Below are 22868 nucleotides of genomic sequence, written 5' to 3'. Positions count from 1 at the left end.
GAAGGTTGCTTTTAATCAATCATTTTAAAAAATAAATCTATTAAGACACAGGTACTTCCTGTGGGTATTTTATTTTTGATGGATCTTTTTGAAGAATAACGGTCAATACACCATCTTCAAAACTGGCATGAACATTTTCAATTATTATTTCATCTTGCAAATGGAAAGCTCTTTCAAAAGCACCTAATTGCTGTTCTTGATATATATATTTGATGCCGGGTTCTGGTTCCGTTTCTTTCCCCTTTATTGTCAAAATATTATCCGTAATATTTACCTGAAATTGATCTTTTTCTCTACCTGCAGCATATACTTGTACTTGATAAAATTCATCATTTTCAGCTATGTTAACAGGAATATTAGCTGAGTTTCCATTTCCAAATGGGCTTCCTTCGCTGAAAAAGCGATCAAATTTTCTTTTAAAATTTCCTCTGCATGAGTGTGCATATTCTCTTGAACTTTGGTTATAGTTTTCTCTTTTAAACATTTTCTTAAATTTTTGAATTAATAAATAGGGATAATTGTTGCTTTAGTTGATCTATTAGCATAATGAACAGGTACGATTGCTTGATTCGTTTGAGGCAAGTAATACCTTTGAGATCTATCAAAATGATGCGAGAATCTTTCTCTCATTCTATTTCTTTTGATTTTTGCATAGATCAAAGATCCGACTGAGAATAGAATGGTTGCTAAAAGGAGAATTTTAAAAATTGCACCAATGATCAAGCTAATTATTCCGACCACTGCAGTTACTACAAGTAGTCTAGGGATTATAAATTGAATTTTGTTTTTCATTATATTTTATTTTTAATGTTTTAAGGCCTTTGATGTAGTAGACGAGTCAACTCATCCTTTTACTTTAAAATATTTTAAAAAAAATAAAATATCATTTCAGCTTTTAAAATCCGCACTTATTATCAAACCTACGTTTCCATTCTTCACGGAGTCGATCTTTTTGTTCTTCTGTAATATCCTCTCCGGTTATATCAGTTCTTTTAAACCTTTGACGGAATCCAGCGCCTGGCTTTCCAAAACCTCTACCGAATAATATCTTAGACAGTATGAATAGGCCAAATGCCTGCCAATAACTAATTGCTTTCAATCCAAAAATATCTGTCATCAGTTCATTCCATAAAAATTGGAGTAAGGCAATTACCAAAAAGAAGATAATGACCATTGCCAATCCAATAAAGATCTTTTTACCTTTTCTTTTATTACTCATTTCTTTGTTCATTTTTATGTTTTTAATATTTTAATTCATCATATAAGCCTCTAAGCTTGAGCCGTAAGTGCTTTACGGCGTAGCTTTTTCTGCTAATGATAGTTTTAATGTTTTCATTTTCCATATTTGCAATTTCTTGCAAAGTCATTTCCTCAATTTCATTGAGTATGAAGACCTTCCTTTGTTTTTCAGGAAGTTCATTTAGAGCCTTCATCAATTCGTCCCAAAAAATATCCTTAAACATTTTGAGTTCAGGATGGTCAGCTTCATCGGCTACCAATAGGTGCGCGATAGGGAAGGAGTCCTCATTTCCAGCTTCTGTAAGCTCATCGAGAGATTCATTTTTCTTTTTTCTATAACTATCAGTGATTTTATTTCGAGTGACGGAGTATAACCATGCACCTGCATTGCCTAAGTCATCAATATTGGTAACTCGCGAAAATTGATACCAAACCTCCTGGAGAATATCCTCTGCATCGGCAGTTTTTTGTACCCTCGCTTTCACAAAGCGCAGCAACTGTCCGCCATAGGTCTTTACAACCTCTGCGAATGATTTGGCATTTTTTTCCGACATATTTTCTAGCTGTGCCTCGTCCATAATGACGTAGACGTATGATACTAGATTTTACTTTAAAAAAATGTGATTATTTTCTAATAATCACATGATAAAGTTAATTTTTCTTTTTGCTAAGTTTCAGAATTATTTGATTTCCAAAAGTTGAGTTGTGGTTATGGTTTCATTATCTAAAAATTCCAATTCTATTGGGAATTTCCCTTTCCTTGAAACGCTAGGTGCCATGAATTTAATTTCAGTTTCAGAGATAGAGAGTAATTTACAATCATTTCCTGCATAATAAATTCTAACGGAAAATAGATTTTTAAATCCTTTTCCTTTGAGCGTTACTACATCACCTTGATAAACAATGGAAGGAGAGACGCTTTCTACTACAGACTTGTTTATTTCAATAGGTATTCCTGGATTGGGAAATTTATATCCTGCTGGTTCTTGGTATAGGCCTATTGTTAGGAGGTTTTTTCCAAATTTTCCATGCGGTAAAGTGAATTTTAACTTTCCATTTGTGGCTTTTACATGCATTAATTCATAATCAGATACTTTGGCTATGTATTCATGTCCGTCAATAAAATTTCCCGACATCTCTATGATGTCTCCATAATAATATGGTTTTTGATTTATGATTTTTTCAGCAATAGGTTTTATTTCAATTTGGTTGTTTAGTTTTATTGGTGGGTATAAATCTGATACAATTTGCACCTCATAATTTCCTAATTTTAAGCTTGGAAGATAATATCCAGCGTCAGGTTCATAACTGTAATAAGAATAAGCAGCTGTACTGTCACCAATTTTAATGATATAAGGGTCTTCGCCATAATATTTAGTTAGTACAGACTTATTTATTGTAAAGAAATATCCTGGGTGTGGTAGAGTTTGTTTAAATGTGATTTCTGAACTCACAGGTGGAATTAACTCCAATTTTTTATTTGAGAAAATAGTATCCTTTCCATTAAAATAGCCTAACCTCAATTTTTGTCCGTTGTTTTTAATGCCTTTTAATGTTATTATGTTAGGATTGTCGTAGCCCAATTCCAATCTATTATTGCCAACTACCACAAAGAAATTGCTGAAATAATCAATTCCATAAGATCTAATCTTTAAACCTTCTCCATAATATATAGGTTTATCTACATCAAATTCAATCTTTCCCAATAAATTGATACTTACTAAAGATGAAGTATTTATGTCATTTTGGTTTTGAAATTTGCCAATAATTAGGTTAACTCTATCGCCGTGTTTTCCTAGATTATAGGGGATTTTGAGTTGTAATTTACTAGGTTCAACATTAATAATTTCAATCTGCATTGGATTATAAATCTTATTAGCAATTACTATGTCATCTTGGCTGATCTGTTTGAAGTTTCCTGTTAGTGTCAGTGTATCTCCTAAGGAAATTGGAATAATATCTTTTTGGTCTACCCAAAAATCTTTAACTCTAAATGAGACTGTATTTCCCATATATTCAAACCTTTCAGTGATAAGATAGAACCTGTAGTTAAGGATTTGGTTTAACCCAAAATTTTTGTCTGGTTTATAATCATATTGAATTAACCCTGCCTTAGGATTTGAACCTAAAGAGATTTTCTTACCATTGGTAGAAGATTGCTCAAATACAATGAAACCATAGTCTATAATTTTTTCATCATTGAGATACCCGATTTCGGCATTTAGAGTAGCAACAGTGGCAATAACGTTTCCTGCAGGGAGTGTATTTATGGTTATGGGTTTTACATCGGGTTTAATTTCTTCTTTTTTAGAACATGACCCTAAAAGAAATATAAGTAGAATTAAAAATGCCCTATTAAAATTATTTAAATGGTTAGAAGTTTTCATGTTACAAAATTTCAATAGTTTTAGATGTGCTAATTTCACTTTCGGCAGTTCTATCAAATATTAATTTAATTGGATATTTCCCTGGATTCATCCAATATGGTATTTGAATTTGTATTTCATCAAAGGATCTTTTAGAAATGAAAATAGAATAATCCCCTAGATTTATATAGTTTACCCCGTTAAGACCTTTACCTTTTAAGGTTAGAATTTCACCAATTTTAATAATGTGTTTGCTTAAGGTTGTAATAACTGGTTGAAGAAGTTTGAATTTCATTGGGATAATAAGTTCTTCGCTACCATATAATGTACTAGCGCCAAAGTTGACGGTATATGTTCCAGAAGGTAAATTCTCAAAATTTATAATAACTTCCTTATCAGAGATTGCTTCATTTCCGAAAGAATTTAAGTAATCTAAAGTTCCTAAAAAATATCTGTCGCCTTTTATAAATGATCCAGTAAACAATATTGGTTCATAAGGATAGACCTCTGTTTTAGATATTGAGCTCACATTAAAAGGAACGACTTTTACTTTATTTGGGAGTTTCACATCAAAAAGTGCTGATGAAAAAATAATATCATATTCGCCCAAAGGTAAATTTCCAATTTCTAAGAAAAATCCAGTGTTAGAAACTTTGACGTCATTATATTCATTGTTTCCAATTTTAATCTTTGCGATTTTTTCACCAAAGAATTTATAATAGTCGAATTCCTGAATCCAAAAGTATTGATAAGGGTGTACGATATACTTATCAATTTTTAGTTGGTCTGGTGTTGGCTTTTTTAATTGAAGTTTTTTCGGCAATTCAATTGTTTCTAAACCATTATTATAAGACCAAGTGTATTCTGCCTGTTTAACTAGATCAAAGTCAGTCATTTTCATTCCACTTGTATAGGGGAGTGTTTTTCCTTCAATAGTGATTTTTAGGTCATGGTTGTTTTCTATAGGTAAAGCATAACCAGTAATTGGAATATCATCAGTAATATAAATTTCATTGACCTTTGGTGTATCGATATTTGCTAAAATTTTCAAGGTTGAAAAAAACCTTGATTTATGATTTTCTCCATTCTTGGATTGGGTATTTAGGAGAATTTCATATTCTTTACCATGGTAAACATTTAGTTTGGGAGCTGTGATTTTGATGCTTTTAGCATCTTTTGCCACTTCAAATGGTAGTGTAACTGTATGTGGGACGTTGTAATAATCTTGTGAGGTTAACGTAAGGTAGAAGTCTTTTGACATTTGGCTAAAATCTCCTTGAAGAGTAAAGGACTTTCCAGCCGGAACAACAGAAATATGATCATTGTTGATTTTAATTAAATCAACAGAGAAATGTTTTAATTCTCCTTTATAGTATCCTTTTGCAGTCTTAATATAAGGAGCGTAGGCATACTCTCTATTTACTTCAAATATGTTTGGCGAAGTATATGTTAATTCAAACAAACCCTCTTTAATTTCCTTATTTTTCAAGGAGATTTCTTTAGGATTTTCAGGACTTTGGCTGATATCATATAATACAAACCCAATATCTAGAATTTGTTCATTATTGATATTTTTAATTTCACCTGTCATTTTTATTTGGTTAGGCGAAATAATAGTTATAGTTCCAGTTTCAAGAGCAATGGCCGGTTCTAAATTGGGGTCAATAATAGTTGTTTTCTGGCAGCCTAGGAATATTAAAAATAGCAAGCAGGCTAGAAAAATATTAGTTTTCTGAGGGGGATTATAGGTATTCAAAATAATTATCGCTTTGGTAAAAGTTATGGACAGATGAAATGCTGATTTTCATTTTTCCCTTACCAGGTAACCTTGGAATTGAAAAAGAAATCTTATGGTTATTTATTTTTATTGGTGTTATTTTGGTGTCACCTAGCAATATTGCTGGAACGCATCCTATTCCTTTGCCTTCAATAGTTAATACATCTCCAGTTGTTCCCGATGTAGGGTAGAACTTGTCTATAGTATAACCAAGAGATTTATATGGGATTGCGATTGCATTGGATTTTAACTCTTTATAATATTCGTCACTTGAAATGAATTTAAATGCTGTAACGCCTTCAAAGCCTGAAATGACTTCCAGTTTTATCTCATTTTCTCCCCCAACAGCTGAATTAATAAGGCCGTTGTTTTGATTTATTACAAAATATTCTAATCCCTTAATAAAATTCCCTTTTAATTGGATAGTATCCCCAATATAAGTGGAATATGGTCCTTTGGTACTTATTTTGAGCTTTTCAACTTTGATTTTATTTTTATGGTTATAAAAGTGAAATTGATTGTAAACGGTTAAATCATATTCACCTTCGGGAAGATCCCCTACATGAATTCCTAGAAGATTTTCTCGATAATCGAACCTAGCTTCAACTTCTTCATTTCCAAGTTTTGCACTCACATATGCCCAAAAGAAATGATGTAATTGCTTTGCATTGAAATTGAGTAATGTATTGGGGTGCACCCTATCGATATGTGGAATAATTGGATCATCGCTTGATGGCTGAATCAAATTATAAGGTTCTGAAAAGTACACAGAATCTTTACCATTCATATAACCGATATTTAAGGTTTTCCCACCAAATTCTGGATGGTCTCTTAAGTATAAATTATTGTTATAAGGGATTTTCTTTCCGTTGATCAGGATAAATAAATTCTTAATCCCATAATATGAGTCTGCTATATTTTCGACTTTAAATTTTAAAGGGGTTAAAAAATCGTGGTACGCTCTTTCAAAAACAACTTTTGCCAAATATGTGATTTGAACTAAATCCTGAACATAACTTTTTGGGTTTTCATTTTTTCTAACTAAGCTAATCTGTATTTCATCGAAATTGCTGACTTCAGGACCTGCACCAATCACAAAGGAAAGCACTTTTTTATCTGCACTTAAGGTGAATGGTAGACTGAACAATTCGAAAGCTCCTCTTACTCTGATTCGAAATTTATCTCCAAGGTTTTCAAAATTTCCATTTACATGAATCGTATCCCTGCCGTAAGAGAATCTGTTTTCATTAGGAATTATGCTTAAACTATTTAAAGCAAACTCATGTAAATTGCCTTTAATAAAATTCTTTTCAGTTCTTACGTAAAAATAAAAGGTATAATAAACATTTGGATCAAAAGATTTTGGAGATTTAAAAGTTGTTGAAATTTCTCCAACTTGATTAGTTTTTCCTAAGCTAATATTTATTTCAGAAGAACTATTTGCTTCTGTGCCAGCCTCTTGAATTATAAATCCATGATCTAATACTGTTTCATTACCTGCGATCTTTATTTGTCCCGTTAACTTTACTTGATTACTGGTAATATCTGAGAAACCCAAGGTATTAATTTGATACTCTTGAACTTGCTCAACATCAGGTTTTGCTGAATCGGATTTCGAGCAATTCGAATTAAATAAAATCACGATAATGCTTGAGCAAAATAATAATGTCTTCTTTATGATATTTGTTGTGGTAGCCATTTTCTTTAATTAATAAGTGATTTCAAAAAATTGATCAACCGTATACCATTTGTTGAGATAAAGAACTGCGATTTTATATTTGCCCGGTAAGATTGTGCCATAAAGCGAGATTTCTGTCCAGCCTTTTCCTCCATTGTAAGAAGGCATCCATTTTCCATTGAAAAATATTTGAGCTCTACCTATTCCTTCACCGTATAATCTTATGGGTGTTCGTATCGTACCTTTTGATGGGCTAAAGTGAGTATATGTTAATTGGCTGAATTCAGTTTCGTAGTTTACATCGACCAAAGTTTCTTTATCGAGGGTTTCATCATAATAGCCTATTTTTTGGATTTTTATTTTTGATGCTATTGAATGGTCGAGCAGGACTTGTATCTTACCAGAAGCTGCTGGTTGACTGTCAGATCTACCAATATTACTATAAACCCGGTAAGATCTTCCATTCATAAAATTCCCTGTTATGGTCAGCATCTCACCATCATGAATTACACTCGGAGAAAAAGAGGTAATCTGCAATTTTTTTACTGTGATCTTATCGGCGCTAGTATAATTAAAATGATTGTTAACAAATTTTACAGGATAAGAACCTTCTTCAACATCACCTATAGTTAGTCTGTCACTTCCATTCCAGGTCGTGTAAATAGAGGCTTCTTTCCCACCCAATGTTATGTTAGATGCTAAAAAGTCCATTTTTCTTCCAAGTTCATATGCATTCACTGAAAGGGTTACATTTGGATGGGCATAAGTTTCCCTAAAATAGTAGTCACTCGAGATAGGAGGGATTAAGGTCAATGGTTTTGGAAAATAAACAGTGTCTGCTCCGTTATAATATCCGAATTTAAAGGTGTTTCCCTTTTGTCCACGAATTAGGTCTTCGACATCAGATTGAAAATTTGTTTTATAACTAAATGCTTTATTTCCTACAAGAATTGATAAAGGTTTTTTTGAATCGAATTTGAATCCTGCAGCAGAGAAAGTAATCCGATCTCTCAAATAAAAATCATAGTTGCTTAATGGATCTATTTTGGAAACAACATTAACTCGACCTAAATAAATAGGCATTGATAAATTATTCGATAATGTAAAATATGGTTCATCTCCATGTCCATATCGATCAATAATTCTAAAGTTTAGAGATTTCTTGTCAGCACTTATTTGTAGGTAGAAATTATCCGTAATAGAAGAATTTTCACCGTGCCCAGTAATATAATAAGTACTATCAATTTTTGAAAAATCTCCTTTAATCGTTATAATTTCACCTTGTTGAACATTCCGTTCTTCGATAGGAGTTAGCGTGATTGGTACATACGGAAACTTGACAGCCTCTGAAAGATATTTGTTTTTGTCGGTGATGACATAGTATTTAACTTCATAGTTAATCCCTGCTTTGTCAAGCTTATTGACCATCAAGAAATTATTTCCTGTTTGGGATTTTGCTGGTATTTTTAGATCTATGGTAGAACTATTTCCAAAACCAGAAGCTTCTTGGATTAGAAACCCATGCTCTTTGATTGATTCATCATTTAAATGAAGAATTCTGCCAATAAATTTTACACCAGCAGAACCGTGGTTCTCAGGGATTAATACTTCTAATTTAATTGGTTTGGAAACAGCCTCTTTTTTAGGGGCAGGGTCCGAATCCTTATTGCAGCTCATAATGAGCCCAATCAATAGGATCAGATAATAAATTTTTTTCATACTTCGGTTAATAGAAGTAAAAGTATATAATAGTTTGGATATTATATTAAAATTTCAAATAAAGATTTTTCGATATTATAAAATAATAAAGCTTAAATTTTGATTATGGAAAATTTCAGGTTAATCAGTTCAATTTTACCCTCATTTTTTATGCTGGGAACATCAGTTTAACCGTTGTACCTTCATTAAGTTTGCTTTTAATAGATATATCTATACCCAATTTATCAGATATTCTTTTTACAATCGACATACCAATACCAGAACCTTCATATCCTGAAGAATTGGACATCCTTTTAAACATTTCATAGATGGATGCAAGCTCATCTTCTTCCATGCCAATTCCATTGTCGCTGATGGTATAAATAATTCCATTATCAGTGCGGAATGAATCTATTATCACCTTGGCGGATGTTGCTTTTGATGAATACTTTATGGCATTTCCAATAATATTCAGGAAAAGTTGGTATAACAAGGTTTTTTCACCTTGAACAGGGAGCAGGTGGTTTACAATTACTTCTACATTATTTGAGCCAAACCGATGTTTGCTCATTTCTATAATTTCATCGACAAAATTTTCAGTCTCAACTATTTCTTTTTCAAAATTGAAAGAACTTGCTTTTGAGAATTGGTGGATCTTATCTAACATATTTAAAATAATATGAACAGAATCCAAAATATTAGAACTCATTTTCTTCAAAAGCTCCGGCTTCACATCTTGTCGGTACTGAAGAAATTCAGTCGAGACTTTTATGGCAGAAAGTGGATTTTTGAGGTCATGACTTATGGTATATGCATAGGTATCCAAAGCATTGTTCATTTCAATGAGTTGAGTATTCAAAGAATCGATTTCTGCTGCCTTGTTTAACATAGAGTCTCTTAAAAGTTCCCTGATTCTAGTGATAAAGTGCATTTGTTTAGAGCTCCATTTTTTTGAAGTTCCCTTTACTTGCTCACGCCAAACATTAAATGAAGTGCGGGGAGAAGGTTTTACAACTCCTGTTAATTTGTCTTCTTCATAATATTTTTCAGGTTTTCCAGCCCATTCTCTGTCAAGAAGAATTTCTTTTCTAAACCAGATTATAAAAAAATCCTTTTTACTATCTATTTCTGCAAATGATAGTCCGGCAATTGATCTCCCAAAATCTTCATAGAGTTGAAGGTGATTTGAAAGAGCATTAGTGCTGTATATATGGTCTTTGGCTAATTCAGTCAATTTTGGTAATTGCGATCTCAAAGATTCCTTTTCAGGATGTATACCTTCTAAAAAAATAGAATCTTCAAACCCAATGGCTATACCATCTGCTTCTAACATATGAAGCAAAGTTTTTGAAAAATCCTTTAGTTCATGAAAAATATTGGATTTCAGCAATACTTTTTCTTTTAAAAGGAGTTCTAATTCTTGAACTTCTTCGAGATAAGCCATTCTTTCGATATCTTCCAATTGCTGGAATTTATTGGCTGCAAAATTTGTAGCCATCAAAGAAAAGTTTCTGATACTTAAATCGATATGTTTTGGTTTTTCATGCTGACAGCATACCAAACCCCAAAGTTCACCTTTTATAATAATCGAAAAACTTATGCTGGATCGAAAGCCTGCATTTTTAAGATATTGCAGGTGAATGGGTGACAATCTTCTAATGGATATTTCCTGGAGATTAGCTTCTTGGTTGTCAAGAGTTACAACTGTAGAGCCTTCTGAGTCGGTATCTGCTATAAATCTGCAATGTTTTGTTTTATAAAGTTCCCTAGCTTGTTTTGGGATGTCAAATTCAGGATAATTTAAACCTAAATAAGAATCTAAGTTTGGTCTGTTCAATGTTTCTGCAATAACAATTCCACTGCTGTCTTCATTGAATTGATAGATCATAACTCTATCTACTTCTAAATTCTGAGATAGTATTTCTGATAATACTTTCCAAACATCTTGTTCTGCATTTTGCAGTCCAATCAATTTGTTGTTGATTATATTGGTTTTGCTACTGTCATTATTTATGCATTTTTCAAATTCAAGATAAATGGTATCTGTAGAATAAGATATACTTAAGTAAAAAGGCTGCTCCTCAATTTCTAATAACTTTGTAATCCTTTTGAAATCATTGCTGCCTTTGAACTCTTCGATAGCATTTTTTATAAAATCCTTTTCTTGAAAATTGCCAAAAAATGTTTCCGAAATTAACTTCCCAATTAGTGTTTGGGGAGTATGGTTTGGTAAATAATTAGTTATGTTATCACTAACAGCTTCTATTATGCCTGCTTGATTTAAGAAGATGATAAATCCCAAATCTTGAATCTTACCAAGAAATTGGATCTTTTCGTCCTCACATTTTATCTTTTCCATTTTTGTTGTTCTGTTAGTGCATTGAAAATATTTTTAAAACGGCTTAAAAATTTTCAAATTCATGCAAAGTAAGAAGAATATTTTTAATAAAGCTGTTAAAACATATTTACAATTAGTATTATTTCAATGACAAATTTTTCTTAATAATTTTTTAACGATTTAAATTGATTTAAACATTGATTTATAGGAATTCAATGACTCTTGCTGAACAAAAAAAAATAAAAACTGTTCTAGAATAAACAATAGTATGAAATATTCAAAATACATTAAAATAGCATTAGGATCGATGATCCTATTGTCTCCATTTATTTTCCAGGCTTGTAAGTCTGTTAAAGTTCCTTCAGGAGTAAAGGTTGTTGACAATTTCGATATCAAATCTTATGCTGGTAAATGGTATGAAATCGCAAGGTTTGATTTCAAACATGAAAAAGACATGGATCAAGTGACCGCAGAATACACTTTAAATGAGGATGGTTCTGTGAATGTATTGAACCGTGGTTTTGATACAGTTAAATCGGAATGGAAAGAATCTGAAGGGAAGGCAAAATTTATTGGTGACGAAAATAAGGGAGCTTTAAAAGTATCCTTTTTCGGACCATTTTATTCGGGATATAATGTTGTTGCGATGGATCCAGCCTATGAGAATGTTCTTGTTTTTGGTGAAAACACAGATTATATCTGGATGCTTTCTAGAAATAAGACAATGCCAGAATCTGTGAAAGAGAAATTCATGAAAATTGCTAAAGATGCTGGGTATGATTTAAATAGGTTAGTGTGGACGAAACAATAGTTCTGTAATTAAATCGAAAATTTAAAAGCCAGAAAGGATTTCCTTTCTGGCTTTAATTTTTGATGATTTAGAGTTTTAATTCTCCTTCTTCACCAATATCTTCGTTACTTCCTGTAATAGCATTTTTCAACATGCCAAATAAAGTGGCAATTTTATTTGAACCGGAGTCCCAATAATGAGCTTCATCCGGAATTACCTTTAATAATTTAATATTTGGATCTTCTTTTCCTTTTTCAAACCAACCTTCCATCATCTTACTCCAATATCTATCAATTCTTGCTTGATCTCTACTTAGTGTTGCAGTACCATTAATGCTTAAAAAGGTATAGTTTTTAGGATCGGCATAAAAGACTGAAATTTTATCATTCTTTTCTAGGTTTTTGTGTGTTTCACTTTCTGCAGAACAGATATACCATATATTCCCATCTTCATCCACTTCTTGTCTGCTCATAGGGACACCATGAGGGTAAGAAGAATGTGGAGTGAAAGTGCAAATTGTCCCGATGTCAATTTGATCAACAATGGATTTTAATTTGTCATGAGCTTCTTGATCTCTAATTATTTTCTCTGCCATAATATGTTCTTTTTAGTTCAACACTTAAAAGTTCACAATTGTTTAGTTAAAAATTGTCAGAACATTTATTCAATTTTTTTGTTCAAGAAATGAAAGCATACTCCATGCTATTTAAATTAAAAAGGATAATTAAAAACCATAAAATTCACGCTATGAAAAAAGGAAAAAAACCTTATGCACCCCATATTGACAAGCATGTTGTCGATAATATGAACAAGGTAATGACCACCAATGATGGAGTTCCTGTTTATGATAACAACAACACGCTCAAAGTAGGTGACCGAGGTCCATCATTACAGCAGGATCAAATATTCTTTGACAAGTTAATGCATTTTGATAGGGAGAGAATTCCAGAACGTGTGGTTCATGCAAGAGGTTCAGGGGCTCATGGAGTTTTTGAGGCAACAGCTGATATTTCTGAATATACGACTGCTAATTTTCTAAAAAAGGGTACTAGCACCCCAGTTTTTGCTCGTTTTTCCACAGTTGCCGGTTTTAAAGGTTCAACAGATTTAGCCAGAGACGTTCGTGGATTTTCCGTGAAATTCTACACAGAAGAAGGTAACTATGATTTTGTAGGTAATAATATTCCTGTTTTCTTTATCCAGGATGCCATGAATTTCCCCGATGTTATCCATGCTGTTAAGCCTGAGCCTAACAATGAAATTCCTCAAGCTGCTTCAGCACATGATACTTTTTGGGACTTTATTTCTTTAATGCCAGAAGCTGCACATATGTCGCTCTGGGTGATGTCAGACCGCGCAATTCCTAGGAGCTTAAGAATGATGGAGGGTTTTGGCGTACATACCTTTAAATTTTTAAATGCTGAGGGAAAATCTACATTTGTTAAATTTCATTGGAAGCCAAGATTGGGGGTACACTCTGTAGCATGGAATGAAGCTCAGAAAATCTCAGGATTTGATGCTGACTTTCATAGAAGGGACTTATGGGAAGCGATTGAAAACGGTGAATTCCCACAATGGGATTTGGGGGTTCAATTAATTCCTGAAGAAGATGAAATGAAATTCTCTTTTGATATTCTAGACCCTACCAAAATTATCCCTGAAGAACTTGTTCCGGTTAAGATAATAGGAACAATGACGTTGAACCGTAATCCAGAGAATTTCTTCGCAGAAACAGAACAAGCTGCATTCGATCCAGGTAGAGTAGTACCGGGTATTGATTTTTCTGATGACCCACTACTTCAAGGGAGAATATTCTCATACATGGATACACAGAATTATAGATTAGGTGGTCCAAATTTCCATGAATTACCTATCAATAGGCCGATAAATGGCAAACACAATAATCAAAAAGATGGGTTTGCAAGAATGGATATCTTGAAGGGCAATACTAGTTATTTTCCGAATAGCCAAGGAAATGGTTGTCCATTCCAAGCCATGTTGAAAGGGGAGACAGGCTATCAAACAGGGAAACAACAGGTTGATGGTAAAAAAGTGAGAGCAAGGTCAAGTTCATTTGCAGATCACTTTACTCAAGCTAGATTATTTTTTAATTCTTTAAGTCCTGAGGAGCAAAACCATGTAATCAATGCTTTTAGTTTTGAGCTTTCGAAAGTTAATAATGAAGACATTAGAAAGCGTGAATTGGCAATATTAAATCAAGTTGATCCAAAATTGGCAAAAGCTATTGGGAAAAACTTAGGATTGACACCAATGAAATCTCTAGATCCGCTTACTTTACAATTCGCAAGGCAAAATCACCCAAATTATCCAATAAAGCCTAATAAACCCGAGATCGAAAAGTCTGAATTCTTGAGTATGAAGGTTAAAGGTGATGAGGGTAATATTCGTAGCCGGAAAATTGCATTTTTGGTGGATGATGGTGTTAGTAAAGCATCAGTAGATAGAATGAAAAAAAGACTTGAGAAAGATGGTGCTATGGCAATGCTGATTTCTTCGCATGTAGGTAATTTGAAATATAAGGAAGGTGGCGAAGAACCAATACAGCATAGTTATCTGACCGATGTTTCGGTTTGTTTTGATGGATTTTATACTCCTGATGGCGATTCTGTAGCCAAGTTGGCTCAAAATCCAGATTATCTTCAATTTATTAATGAAGGTTATCGTCACTGTAAAGCAATTGCATTTGCCAAAGGAGCAGAGCAATTAGCAGCAAAATCTTTTATAGAAAAAGATCAAGGTGTAATATTTGAGTCAGATCCAAATTGGACAGATGCATTTGTTAATGCACTTAAAAAACATAGGGTATGGGAAAGAGAAAATCCTAGAAAAGTCCCTTCATAATATAGCAAAAGAAGACCTAAGCAATTAGGTCTTCTATTTTATAGAATGATTTATGATTTTATCATTTTCTTGATTTCTTCAATATCATCAATTTCATGGGGTAATTTATCTTTCCGCCATCTTAAAATCCGAGGAAATCTCAAAGCTACACCAGATTTGTGTCTGTTACTCAATGCAATTCCTTCAAAAGCAATTTCGAAAACCAATTCTGGTTTTACAGTTCTAACGGGTCCAAATTTTTCCAAGGAATTAGCTCTTACAAACTTACTTACCTCAGCAATCTCAACATTGCTGAGTCCGGAGTAAGCTTTGGCAATAGTTACCAATTTATCACCATCTTTTACAGCAAAGGTATAGTCTGTATAATGGCCACTGCGTCTGCCGCTTCCACGTTGGGCATAAATCAATACAGCATCTATGGTCATGGGGTCGACTTTCCATTTCCACCAGTAACCTTTTTTGCGACCGACCTGATACTCCGAATCTTTAGCCTTAAGCATAAGACCTTCGGCGTTGATGGTTCCTGAATTTTCACGAATATCCTTTAATTCTTCCCAATCTTTGACCTTTATTTCTTTAGATATAATAAAATTGGGAGAATCAATAGATTGAAGAAGCTGTGACAATCTTTCCCTGCGTTGAGATAAGGGGAGATGACGGATATCTTCACGGTCGATTTCCAATAAATCAAATGCTATAAATTTAATGGGAACTTCTTCCATCAACTTTTTGCCGATGTTTTTACGGTTTAATCTTCTCTGCAATTGGTTAAAGTTCATTACTCCTAATTCATCATAAGGGACAATTTCCCCATCGATCACAAAATCTGCATTTAATGTGTCAAATTGATTCATTAATTCTGGGAATTGCTCATTGACCATTTCCTCGCCACGAGACCAAATAAAGGTTTCGTTTTCTCTGTGAATGATCTGACCACGGATTCCATCCCATTTATATTCAATTTGCCAATCGTCGGGTTTTCCAAGATTTTCAAGATCATCAGTTAATGGATTTGCCAAACAAAATGGAAAAGGAGCAGATAAATTGATGTTAATATGGTCACCTTTTATAAAATCCTCGAATTTCATTTTTTCAGGATACCAGTCAGACATGAGGCTATGGGCAACTAGGTTAGCATCTACCTTATAATATTTTGCAAATGCATTGATTAAGGATTTTGAAGATACACCTATCCTAAAACTACTTCCCAAAAGTTTATTGAATACAAATCGTTCAGTCTGATCTAAGTGATCCCAAGCGTCAATAATATATGATTTGACTTCATTCTCAGATTTAGTTGGCAATGAAATAATCTCGTTCATCCATTCATCCAACGATTTATCTATGGTTTTGGTTGCTGGAGGGATAATTAAAGATATTGTTTCGGCTAAATCTCCAACGGCAAGATAACTTTCTTGAAATAGCCAATCTGGAACTTCCGAAATCTGTGTTGCCCATTGGCGCATAAATGAAGTCTTAACTGATCTTCGGGGTCTTTTTCCTGTAAATAGACGTAAAAACCAATATTTATCAAGTTCGGTAGATTCTTCCAAAAAATCTTCAATAGCAATGATCTTACTTCCAGTTTTGTTAGTGCTATCCAATGCATTGATAAGTTTTGCCAATACCTTCATACCTATTCTTTAATTATTGTTTCATCAATTTCCTCATCGGAGCCAAACTCTGTTGTAATCTCAAACGCTTCGGTACCCATTTCATTCAAATACCTTGTGAATTCTGACTTAAATCCATGTGTCACAAATACTTTTTCTGCACTCGTTTCTTTTATTGCGGTAAGAAGTCCTTGCCAGTCTGCATGGTCACTTATTGCAAAACCAGCATCGGCCGATCGCCATCGTCTTGCACCTCGTACCTGCATCCATCCAGAACAAATAGCTGTATATGATTTTGGAATTCCTTTTAACATATTTGACCCAAATAGGGAGGGGGGCACAATAATTATAGAGTTTGATAGATCTTTAGGCTTATTCGAAAAATCTATGGTTTCGTAATCAGGTAAATAAATGCCAGAATCAATAAACGCTTTATTGATCCTTTCAATGGCATAATGGACATATATTTTCCCAACACCCTCTACAGCTTTCATAATTCTCTGCGCTTTTCCCAATGCATAACCAACTAATATTGAAGTAATTCCATTGCTCTGATTGTTTAATACCCAGTCAGAAAGATTCTGATTCATTTGTTCTACCGAAAGCCAATTGTAAATTGGTAAACCAAATGTACTTTCGGTTATAAATTCATGACAACGAACGGGCTCAAATGGTGTACTTATTCCATCTGCTTGTATCTTGTAATCACCAGAAGCTACGGTAATTTTGCCTTTATATTCCATTCTAACTTGCGCAGATCCAATAATATGTCCTGCGGGATGCAAAGACACTTTTACGCCATTCATTAAAATCTCCTGATTGTAATTCAATGTTTGGACCTTAATATCAGATCCTAGTCTTAATCTTAGAATTGGTTCTGTTAATGGATGGCATAGGTATTTTTTCATCCCAATTCTTGCATGATCAGAATGAGCATGAGTAATAATTGCATTATCTACAGGTAACCAAGGGTCAATGTAAAACTTACCTTGTGGACAATAAATACCTTCTCTTCTAAATTCTAACATGTAGCTAAGTCATTTGATATCAATAGAACAGGAATTTTTTCAAATTGTTCAGAACTTTTAAATGAAGGCATTGTTTTACTAATAAATTTAGTAAATTTGTTTTGGTTCACTAATATATTGAGCATATGTTTGGATTTAATGATAAATTGGAAATATTAGCTGATGCGGCAAAATATGATGTTAGTTGCAGTTCAAGTGGGGGAAAGCGAACTAATAATGGTGGGATAGGAGATGCCTCTGCAAGTGGCATTTGCCATACCTATACTGAAGATGGGAGATGTGTTTCACTATTAAAGATCTTAATGACCAATTATTGTATTTATGATTGTTCGTTTTGTGTGAGTCGAAGGAGCAATGATGTTCAGAGGGCAGCATTTTCTGTGAAAGAAGTAGTAGATCTTACAATGAACTTTTATAGAAGAAATTATATTGAGGGTTTGTTTTTGAGTTCAGGGATTTTTAAATCTGCGGATTATACGATGGAACGATTGATGTTGGTGGTTAAGAAACTTCGAACAGAAGAAAGGTTTAACGGCTATATCCACTTGAAAGCTATTCCTGGCGCTAGTGAAGCTTTATTAAAAGAAGCTGGATTATATGTGGATCGCATGAGTGTAAATCTTGAAATCCCGACGGAAGAAGGTTTGAAATTGGTTGCTCCTGAGAAAGACCATCAGACAGTAAAAGAGCCATTGGCAATCGTTCAAAATGAAATCAAAACCGTGCAGCGGGATAAAAAGATTTTCAAAAAAGTTCCTCATTTCGTTCCGGCAGGACAAAGTACGCAAATGGTTATTGGCGCAACACCAGAAAATGACCTTCAAGTAATGGAGACCGCTAATAAGTTCTATAAAGAATTTAACCTCAAACGGGTGTACTACTCAGGATATATTCCGATAAATGCAAATGACAGTTTATTGCCCAAAATTGGAACTGCTCCACCTTTAGTGCGAGAAAATAGACTTTATCAAGCTGATTGGTTATTGCGATTTTATGGATTTTCTTTGAATGAAATTTTAAACAACAGCCATCAACATTTAGAACTAGAAATTGATCCAAAACTTTCTTGGGCATTGAGAAATCCCCAATTCTTTCCAATTGATATCAATACTGCTGATTATAAATGGATCATTAGAATTCCTGGTATTGGAAGGCAATCTGCTAATAAAATTGTTCAAGCTAGGAAATATGGAAAACTTCGGGAACATCAGTTGAAGAAGATGGGAATAGCATTTAACCGAGCTAAATATTTTATGGTTTGTCAAGATACGGTTGTCAATACGGGATTTATATATCCAGATTCTGTAAAGAAAGCCATTTTGGAGCACAATCCTCAACCAAAGATTTTAACTTCAGCACCACAATTAAGCCTATTCTAATGAATTATTTGTTTGATGGAAGTTTCAATGGTTACTTATGTTGTGTATTTGAGGCATTTGAGAGAAAAGAGTTTTATGCTACACCGAAGGTTTTAACCATGTTAGAACCCAGTATATTTAATGATCAGAGAGAAATTTCAACCGACCTGAATAAATCTTCCCGAATTTTGAAAGGAATCGAAAAAATAATAGGAAAGAAGGACCTCAATATATTTTACCATAACTTTCTTGCCGATCAAAAAGAAGCATGGGAATTAGGTTTTAGGACTATCATTCGGTTATTTAAGGATGGTAAAATTGATATTCGGGACTACGGAAATCCCGAAATTTTGCAGATACATCAAACGATTAAGAAAGTAAGTCGAGAAAGGCACAGAATGAAAGCATTTGTGAGATTCGTCAAATCCTCAGACAATCTGTATACTGCTTTGATTGAGCCAGATTTTAATGTTTTACCTTTGGTTACTACTTTTTTTAAAAATCGGTTTTCTGATCAACAGTGGTTGATTTATGATATCCGCAGAAATTACGGGTATCATTATGATGGAAAGGAGATTCACGAAGTCAGTAATTCTGACAATCACGAAATTGAAAATCCATATGCTATAGAATTAGATCTTGATCCAAGGGAATTGGAATTTCAACATTTATGGAAAACCTACTTTAAAAGTACGAATATTGAAGAAAGAAAGAATTTGAAATTGCACCTGCGGCATGTTCCAAAACGGTATTGGAAGTATTTAGTAGAAAAAATATAATTATTTTTTATTTAGATAGAACTTTCTCCATTATGGATTGTTCATTCAGTACACATGACTATTAAATTAGCTCGCAAAGGCATAATGTAATAGAATTTTTAATCCCTTGTCCTAAGGCAGAAATGGATAAGGTTATTAAATAATATGACAGCCCCAAATTTATTTGGGGCTGTTATTTTTTTAATGGAATATTTATACAAATACTCCAAAATTTTGTTGAACCAATAATGCTAATTCGTTTACTGGAATTGTAGGCATTGGATCTTCCGAAGTTGTCCATTCCTTATTAGCAGGGTTATAAAACAGCATGTAATTAATGCTATCATCCTCAACAACACTAAATGAATGCGTTTGAGGGTCATATGTGACGCTGAATTTTATCTCGCGATCCATATGGTTGTGGGTAAATGTTCTATTTAAATCCATGTCTAAAAAACAAAGATTAATAATAATGGTTTGAATCACCTTTAAAAAACAATTCTAAAAAAATCAAAACCTTTTATTGTTCGAAGTGTTCTTTATATACAACACATTAATTATTTAATAACATTAAAAAAATTAAAGCATTATGGATTCATTAGATTTAAAAGGAAAGTGGAACGTATTAAAAGGAAAAGTTAAACAACAATATGCAGATCTAACTGATGATGATCTATTGTATGTTGAAGGAAAAGAAGACGAATTATACGGAAGACTTCAAGAAAAAACGGGTAAAACTCGTGATGAAGTTAAAACGTGGTTAAGAGACTTAGATAGATAATATCTTAGTCCTTTATAAAGAGAAAGCCCAACTTTACAGTTGGGCTTTTTCAATTTATAATTGTGGTATTCTACTGCTTAGTTCCGGTAAAATGAAAGATGATTTCATTTTCTTGGTCTTTGTTCGTAATAAAGTTTAGGGATTTATCTGCAACCTGATAGATAAATCTACTATTTGTGCTTGACAAGCCCAAGTCCGAAACGGATTGGATAAAGAATGTTTCAGGTGTCGCATCCGAATAAGCTTCACCAGACTTGGGAGCTACTTTTAGCTCTTTATCATTGACTTTGTCACATTGACAATAGCATTAAAATACTCTTGTGTTTGTGTGCCTCTAAAAACTTCAATGGTACCCTTATAAGTTCCCACTGCGGCATCAATTTTCACATTTCCAGGTGTGTCTCCACTATTATCATCTTTGCTACACGATGTAATTTCTATAATTAGCAATGCAAATATTGGAAGAATCAATAATCTGCTCATAGAGTTTGGTTTTCTTTTCATGTTTTTTTGGATTATACACAAATCTAGAGCTTAAGCATTGCTGCTAAAATACCTGTATACAAGTAATTATAATTACCAAAATGGGTGGTTAAACTTCTGGGTTTCAATCAAGAATTTTCATATATTAGGTTTTAAAAATCTTTTAATTATGAACTTTCTTTTCATCAATTCATTTATGACGCTTCTTATTATATCAATTATGATATTGCCATTGTTATTAACTTGGTATAGTGTAATAAATAATAAAATCTTAAGTTTTAACCAAAAGTTTATCTGGGTTATTATTACTCTATTTAGCAGCTGGACAGGAATTATCCTGTATTGGCTATGGGGGAAAAAAAATAATCCTATTGGTTCCGAACTCTAAAAAATCATAATAAATTATTTTAAGAGGTTAATTATATTTTCTATTGGCCGGCCTATGGCAGCTTGACCATCTTTAATCACAATTGGTCTTTCTATTAATATTGGATTTTCTAACATTACATCAATCCATTCTTCATCTGTCAATATCATCTGATTGTATTTATCCTTGAATAAGGTTTCATTTTTCCTCATTAAATCAAATGGCTTGATTTTTAATAGCACTATAATTTCTTTTAATTCTTCTTTAGAAGGCACATTCTTTAAATATTCATGGATTTCAAATTCAAGATTTTTATCTTTTAGTAATTCAAAAGCTGCTCTGCTTTTGCTACAGCTGTTATTATGGTAAATTTTTATCATATATTTTATATATAGATCTGTAAGATATTATAATTGTATCATAGTTTCAACCTATTTGTCTATCACATTTATTATAGAAGCTTATAAGTATTCTTATTTCTCTAATAATTATAATCTTGGGATATTTGTATATCAAAATTAGTTTTTATGAAGAAAAGTTTATTAGCTCTAGCTCTGGGGGGATTAGGAATTGGTGTTACAGAATTCACCATTATGGGAATGCTTCCTGATGTAGCGAGCGACTTAGGAGTGAGTATTCCAGAAGCTGGATATTTAATTTCGGCATATGCTCTTGGGGTAGTCGTTGGAGCTCCATTGCTCGTAGTAGGTATGAATAGGTTTTCACCAACTAAAGCCTTGATATTATTAATGGTCCTATTTACTTTATTCAACGGATTATCGATCATTGCTCCTGACTATAATTTCTTACTGGCTTCTCGATTTATTGCAGGGTTGCCACATGGTGCATTTTTTGGAGTGGGGTCTGTGGTGGCAAGTAGAATAGCGGATAGGGGGAAGGAGGCTCAAGCAGTTGCTACCATGTTTTCGGGATTGACAGTAGCCAACTTACTAGGGGTTCCCATTGGTACCTATATAGGTCATCATTATTCTTGGAGATATACCTTTTTATTAATTGCTTTTATAGGTGTTTTGACCATTTTAGCATTAAAATTTTGGATGCCAAAAACTGAAGTTAGAGAATCAAACAAAAGTCCTTGGAAAGATTTTGCCATTTTTAAGAATGCCAATATTTGGTTTATGGTACTTATCTTTTCATTTGGTCCTGCGGCACTTTTTGCTTGGATTTCTTATATAGCACCCTTAATGAGCGAAGTCTCTGGAATAAATTCTCGGTTTCTACCTTACATTATGATCTTGGCAGGGTTGGGGATGTTTGTCGGAAATATGATAGGCGGAAAGCTGACTGATAGATTTTCACCATCCAAAGTTGTGGTTGGAGTTATGGTACTGCAGATACTATGCATGGTATTAATTTATTTTGTAGCATCCAATGCCTATGCTAATCTTTTGATGACCTTTATTACTGGCGTTGCAACATTTGCCCTGGTTCCATCATTAACATTATTGTTGTTGAATTCTGTCAAGTCCGATGCTGAAATGTTGGTTGCTTCATTAGGTCCAGCATGTTTTAATATTGCTAATGCTTTAGGCGCCTATTTTGGAGGATTGCCAATAGATGCAGGATATGGTTATACTTCACCAGTATTGGTTGGCGCATTATTATCCCTTATTGGAATCGGGATTACTTTGCTATATTTTAAGCAAGAAAAGAAATCTAAAATTGTTCTAAAGAAGGTAAACTCTGAAAAACTTGCTGATTGCGCTTAATA

The 22868-nt window shown here is 33.3% G+C and carries 21 protein-coding genes; 6 read left to right on the top strand and 15 right to left on the bottom strand.

From position 1 onward, the window contains the following. Positions 1-40: 40 nt before the first annotated feature. The 9 genes from CRT24_RS09175 to CRT24_RS09135 form a co-directional block, all read right to left on the bottom strand. The gene (locus CRT24_RS09175; RefSeq protein WP_099370948.1) at positions 41-484 is read right to left on the bottom strand and encodes an Hsp20/alpha crystallin family protein; all 444 of its coding nucleotides are present in this window, start codon (positions 482-484) and stop codon (positions 41-43) included. 17 nt (positions 485-501) lie between these two features. Further along, positions 502-792: a hypothetical protein gene (locus tag CRT24_RS09170; protein ID WP_099370947.1), complete on the bottom strand. Its 291-nt coding sequence runs from the start codon at positions 790-792 to the stop codon at positions 502-504. A 103-nt stretch (positions 793-895) separates the two neighbouring features. After that, the gene (locus CRT24_RS09165; protein ID WP_099370946.1) at positions 896-1231 is read right to left on the bottom strand and encodes a hypothetical protein; all 336 of its coding nucleotides are present in this window, start codon (positions 1229-1231) and stop codon (positions 896-898) included. Positions 1232-1241: 10 nt separating this feature from the next. After that, positions 1242-1793: an RNA polymerase sigma factor gene (locus CRT24_RS09160; protein ID WP_099370959.1), complete on the bottom strand. Its 552-nt coding sequence runs from the start codon at positions 1791-1793 to the stop codon at positions 1242-1244. Positions 1794-1919: 126 nt separating this feature from the next. Then, a complete protein-coding gene (locus CRT24_RS09155; RefSeq protein WP_099370945.1) occupies positions 1920-3626 on the bottom strand; it encodes an IPT/TIG domain-containing protein in 1707 nt (568 codons plus the stop codon). Between the two features lies 1 nt (position 3627). Continuing rightward, positions 3628-5361, bottom strand: a complete 1734-nt coding sequence (locus tag CRT24_RS09150; protein WP_099370944.1) for a hypothetical protein — start codon at positions 5359-5361, stop codon at positions 3628-3630. Continuing rightward, positions 5348-6940: an IPT/TIG domain-containing protein gene (locus tag CRT24_RS09145; protein WP_144034546.1), complete on the bottom strand. Its 1593-nt coding sequence runs from the start codon at positions 6938-6940 to the stop codon at positions 5348-5350. The genes CRT24_RS09150 and CRT24_RS09145 overlap by 14 nt, the downstream gene beginning before the upstream one ends. Before the next feature lie 150 nt (positions 6941-7090). Beyond that, complete coding sequence (locus CRT24_RS09140; protein ID WP_099370942.1) at positions 7091-8779, bottom strand: hypothetical protein; 1689 nt, start codon at positions 8777-8779, stop codon at positions 7091-7093. Positions 8780-8927: 148 nt separating this feature from the next. Continuing rightward, on the bottom strand, positions 8928-11117 hold the full coding sequence (locus tag CRT24_RS09135; RefSeq protein ID WP_099370941.1) for an ATP-binding protein: 2190 nt from the start codon (positions 11115-11117) through the stop codon (positions 8928-8930). Between the two features lie 247 nt (positions 11118-11364). Between CRT24_RS09135 and CRT24_RS09130 the strand changes: the two genes are divergently transcribed. After that, positions 11365-11907 carry a lipocalin family protein gene (locus tag CRT24_RS09130; protein ID WP_099370940.1) on the top strand — a complete coding sequence of 181 codons (543 nt, stop codon included), beginning with the start codon at positions 11365-11367 and terminating at the stop codon, positions 11905-11907. A 67-nt stretch (positions 11908-11974) separates the two neighbouring features. Here CRT24_RS09130 and CRT24_RS09125 read toward each other — a convergent pair whose 3' ends face one another. Next, positions 11975-12481, bottom strand: coding sequence for a pyridoxamine 5'-phosphate oxidase family protein (locus tag CRT24_RS09125; protein WP_099370939.1), 507 nt, complete (start codon positions 12479-12481; stop codon positions 11975-11977). A 152-nt stretch (positions 12482-12633) separates the two neighbouring features. Here CRT24_RS09125 and CRT24_RS09120 point away from each other — a divergent pair, with 152 nt between their 5' ends. After that, the gene (locus CRT24_RS09120) at positions 12634-14748 is read left to right on the top strand and encodes a catalase (RefSeq protein ID WP_099370958.1); all 2115 of its coding nucleotides are present in this window, start codon (positions 12634-12636) and stop codon (positions 14746-14748) included. Between the two features lie 50 nt (positions 14749-14798). Here CRT24_RS09120 and CRT24_RS09115 read toward each other — a convergent pair whose 3' ends face one another. Continuing rightward, positions 14799-16382 carry an ATP-dependent DNA ligase gene (locus CRT24_RS09115; RefSeq protein WP_099370938.1) on the bottom strand — a complete coding sequence of 528 codons (1584 nt, stop codon included), beginning with the start codon at positions 16380-16382 and terminating at the stop codon, positions 14799-14801. Between the two features lie 2 nt (positions 16383-16384). Then, positions 16385-17389, bottom strand: a complete 1005-nt coding sequence (locus CRT24_RS09110) for a ligase-associated DNA damage response exonuclease (protein ID WP_099370937.1) — start codon at positions 17387-17389, stop codon at positions 16385-16387. A gap of 125 nt (positions 17390-17514) precedes the next feature. On the opposite strand from CRT24_RS09110, the gene CRT24_RS09105 reads away from it, so the two are divergent. Together CRT24_RS09105 and CRT24_RS09100 are read left to right on the top strand one after the other, a co-directional pair. Further along, entirely contained in the window at positions 17515-18768 is a 1254-nt protein-coding gene (locus CRT24_RS09105) for a putative DNA modification/repair radical SAM protein (RefSeq protein WP_099370936.1), read from the top strand. Then, a complete protein-coding gene (locus CRT24_RS09100) occupies positions 18768-19526 on the top strand; it encodes a TIGR03915 family putative DNA repair protein (RefSeq protein ID WP_099370935.1) in 759 nt (252 codons plus the stop codon). The genes CRT24_RS09105 and CRT24_RS09100 overlap by 1 nt, the downstream gene beginning before the upstream one ends. A gap of 192 nt (positions 19527-19718) precedes the next feature. Here the strand turns inward: CRT24_RS09100 and CRT24_RS09095 are convergent, their stop codons facing one another. Then, positions 19719-19952 carry a hypothetical protein gene (locus CRT24_RS09095; protein WP_099370934.1) on the bottom strand — a complete coding sequence of 78 codons (234 nt, stop codon included), beginning with the start codon at positions 19950-19952 and terminating at the stop codon, positions 19719-19721. 142 nt (positions 19953-20094) lie between these two features. Here CRT24_RS09095 and CRT24_RS09090 point away from each other — a divergent pair, with 142 nt between their 5' ends. Next, the gene (locus CRT24_RS09090; RefSeq protein ID WP_099370933.1) at positions 20095-20286 is read left to right on the top strand and encodes a CsbD family protein; all 192 of its coding nucleotides are present in this window, start codon (positions 20095-20097) and stop codon (positions 20284-20286) included. Between the two features lie 267 nt (positions 20287-20553). On the opposite strand, the gene CRT24_RS09085 is transcribed toward CRT24_RS09090, so the two are convergent. Together CRT24_RS09085 and arsC are read right to left on the bottom strand one after the other, a co-directional pair. Then, the gene (locus CRT24_RS09085) at positions 20554-20790 is read right to left on the bottom strand and encodes a hypothetical protein (protein WP_099370932.1); all 237 of its coding nucleotides are present in this window, start codon (positions 20788-20790) and stop codon (positions 20554-20556) included. A 381-nt stretch (positions 20791-21171) separates the two neighbouring features. Further along, positions 21172-21516, bottom strand: coding sequence for an arsenate reductase (glutaredoxin) (gene arsC / locus CRT24_RS09080; RefSeq protein ID WP_099370931.1), 345 nt, complete (start codon positions 21514-21516; stop codon positions 21172-21174). A gap of 147 nt (positions 21517-21663) precedes the next feature. Here arsC and CRT24_RS09075 point away from each other — a divergent pair, with 147 nt between their 5' ends. Beyond that, positions 21664-22866 (top strand): MFS transporter, encoded by a 1203-nt coding sequence (locus tag CRT24_RS09075; RefSeq protein WP_099370930.1) that lies wholly within the window; start codon positions 21664-21666, stop codon positions 22864-22866. The last annotated feature ends 2 nt before the right edge of the window (positions 22867-22868 follow it).

The sequence above is a fragment of the Sphingobacterium sp. 1.A.5 genome, assembly GCF_002734235.1.
In the GTDB taxonomy this organism is placed as follows: Bacteria; Bacteroidota; Bacteroidia; order Sphingobacteriales; family Sphingobacteriaceae; genus Sphingobacterium; species Sphingobacterium daejeonense.
This window is presented reverse-complemented; position numbering and strand designations above follow the sequence as displayed.

Bases quoted from the DNA above. Each gene is read 5' to 3' on its own strand.
- CRT24_RS09175 (WP_099370948.1), bottom strand. From the start codon at position 484: ATGTTTAAAAGAGAAAACTATAACCAAAGTTCAAGAGAATATGCACAC.
- CRT24_RS09170 (WP_099370947.1), bottom strand. From the start codon at position 792: ATGAAAAACAAAATTCAATTTATAATCCCTAGACTACTTGTAGTAACT.
- CRT24_RS09165 (WP_099370946.1), bottom strand. From the start codon at position 1,231: ATGAACAAAGAAATGAGTAATAAAAGAAAAGGTAAAAAGATCTTTATT.
- CRT24_RS09160 (WP_099370959.1), bottom strand. From the start codon at position 1,793: ATGTCGGAAAAAAATGCCAAATCATTCGCAGAGGTTGTAAAGACCTAT.
- CRT24_RS09155 (WP_099370945.1), bottom strand. From the start codon at position 3,626: ATGAAAACTTCTAACCATTTAAATAATTTTAATAGGGCATTTTTAATT.
- CRT24_RS09140 (WP_099370942.1), bottom strand. From the start codon at position 8,779: ATGAAAAAAATTTATTATCTGATCCTATTGATTGGGCTCATTATGAGC.
- CRT24_RS09135 (WP_099370941.1), bottom strand. From the start codon at position 11,117: ATGGAAAAGATAAAATGTGAGGACGAAAAGATCCAATTTCTTGGTAAG.
- CRT24_RS09130 (WP_099370940.1), top strand. From the start codon at position 11,365: ATGAAATATTCAAAATACATTAAAATAGCATTAGGATCGATGATCCTA.
- CRT24_RS09125 (WP_099370939.1), bottom strand. From the start codon at position 12,481: ATGGCAGAGAAAATAATTAGAGATCAAGAAGCTCATGACAAATTAAAA.
- CRT24_RS09120 (WP_099370958.1), top strand. From the start codon at position 12,634: ATGAAAAAAGGAAAAAAACCTTATGCACCCCATATTGACAAGCATGTT.
- CRT24_RS09115 (WP_099370938.1), bottom strand. From the start codon at position 16,382: ATGAAGGTATTGGCAAAACTTATCAATGCATTGGATAGCACTAACAAA.
- CRT24_RS09110 (WP_099370937.1), bottom strand. From the start codon at position 17,389: ATGTTAGAATTTAGAAGAGAAGGTATTTATTGTCCACAAGGTAAGTTT.
- CRT24_RS09105 (WP_099370936.1), top strand. From the start codon at position 17,515: ATGTTTGGATTTAATGATAAATTGGAAATATTAGCTGATGCGGCAAAA.
- CRT24_RS09100 (WP_099370935.1), top strand. From the start codon at position 18,768: ATGAATTATTTGTTTGATGGAAGTTTCAATGGTTACTTATGTTGTGTA.
- CRT24_RS09095 (WP_099370934.1), bottom strand. From the start codon at position 19,952: ATGGATTTAAATAGAACATTTACCCACAACCATATGGATCGCGAGATA.
- CRT24_RS09090 (WP_099370933.1), top strand. From the start codon at position 20,095: ATGGATTCATTAGATTTAAAAGGAAAGTGGAACGTATTAAAAGGAAAA.
- CRT24_RS09085 (WP_099370932.1), bottom strand. From the start codon at position 20,790: ATGAAAAGAAAACCAAACTCTATGAGCAGATTATTGATTCTTCCAATA.
- arsC (WP_099370931.1), bottom strand. From the start codon at position 21,516: ATGATAAAAATTTACCATAATAACAGCTGTAGCAAAAGCAGAGCAGCT.
- CRT24_RS09075 (WP_099370930.1), top strand. From the start codon at position 21,664: ATGAAGAAAAGTTTATTAGCTCTAGCTCTGGGGGGATTAGGAATTGGT.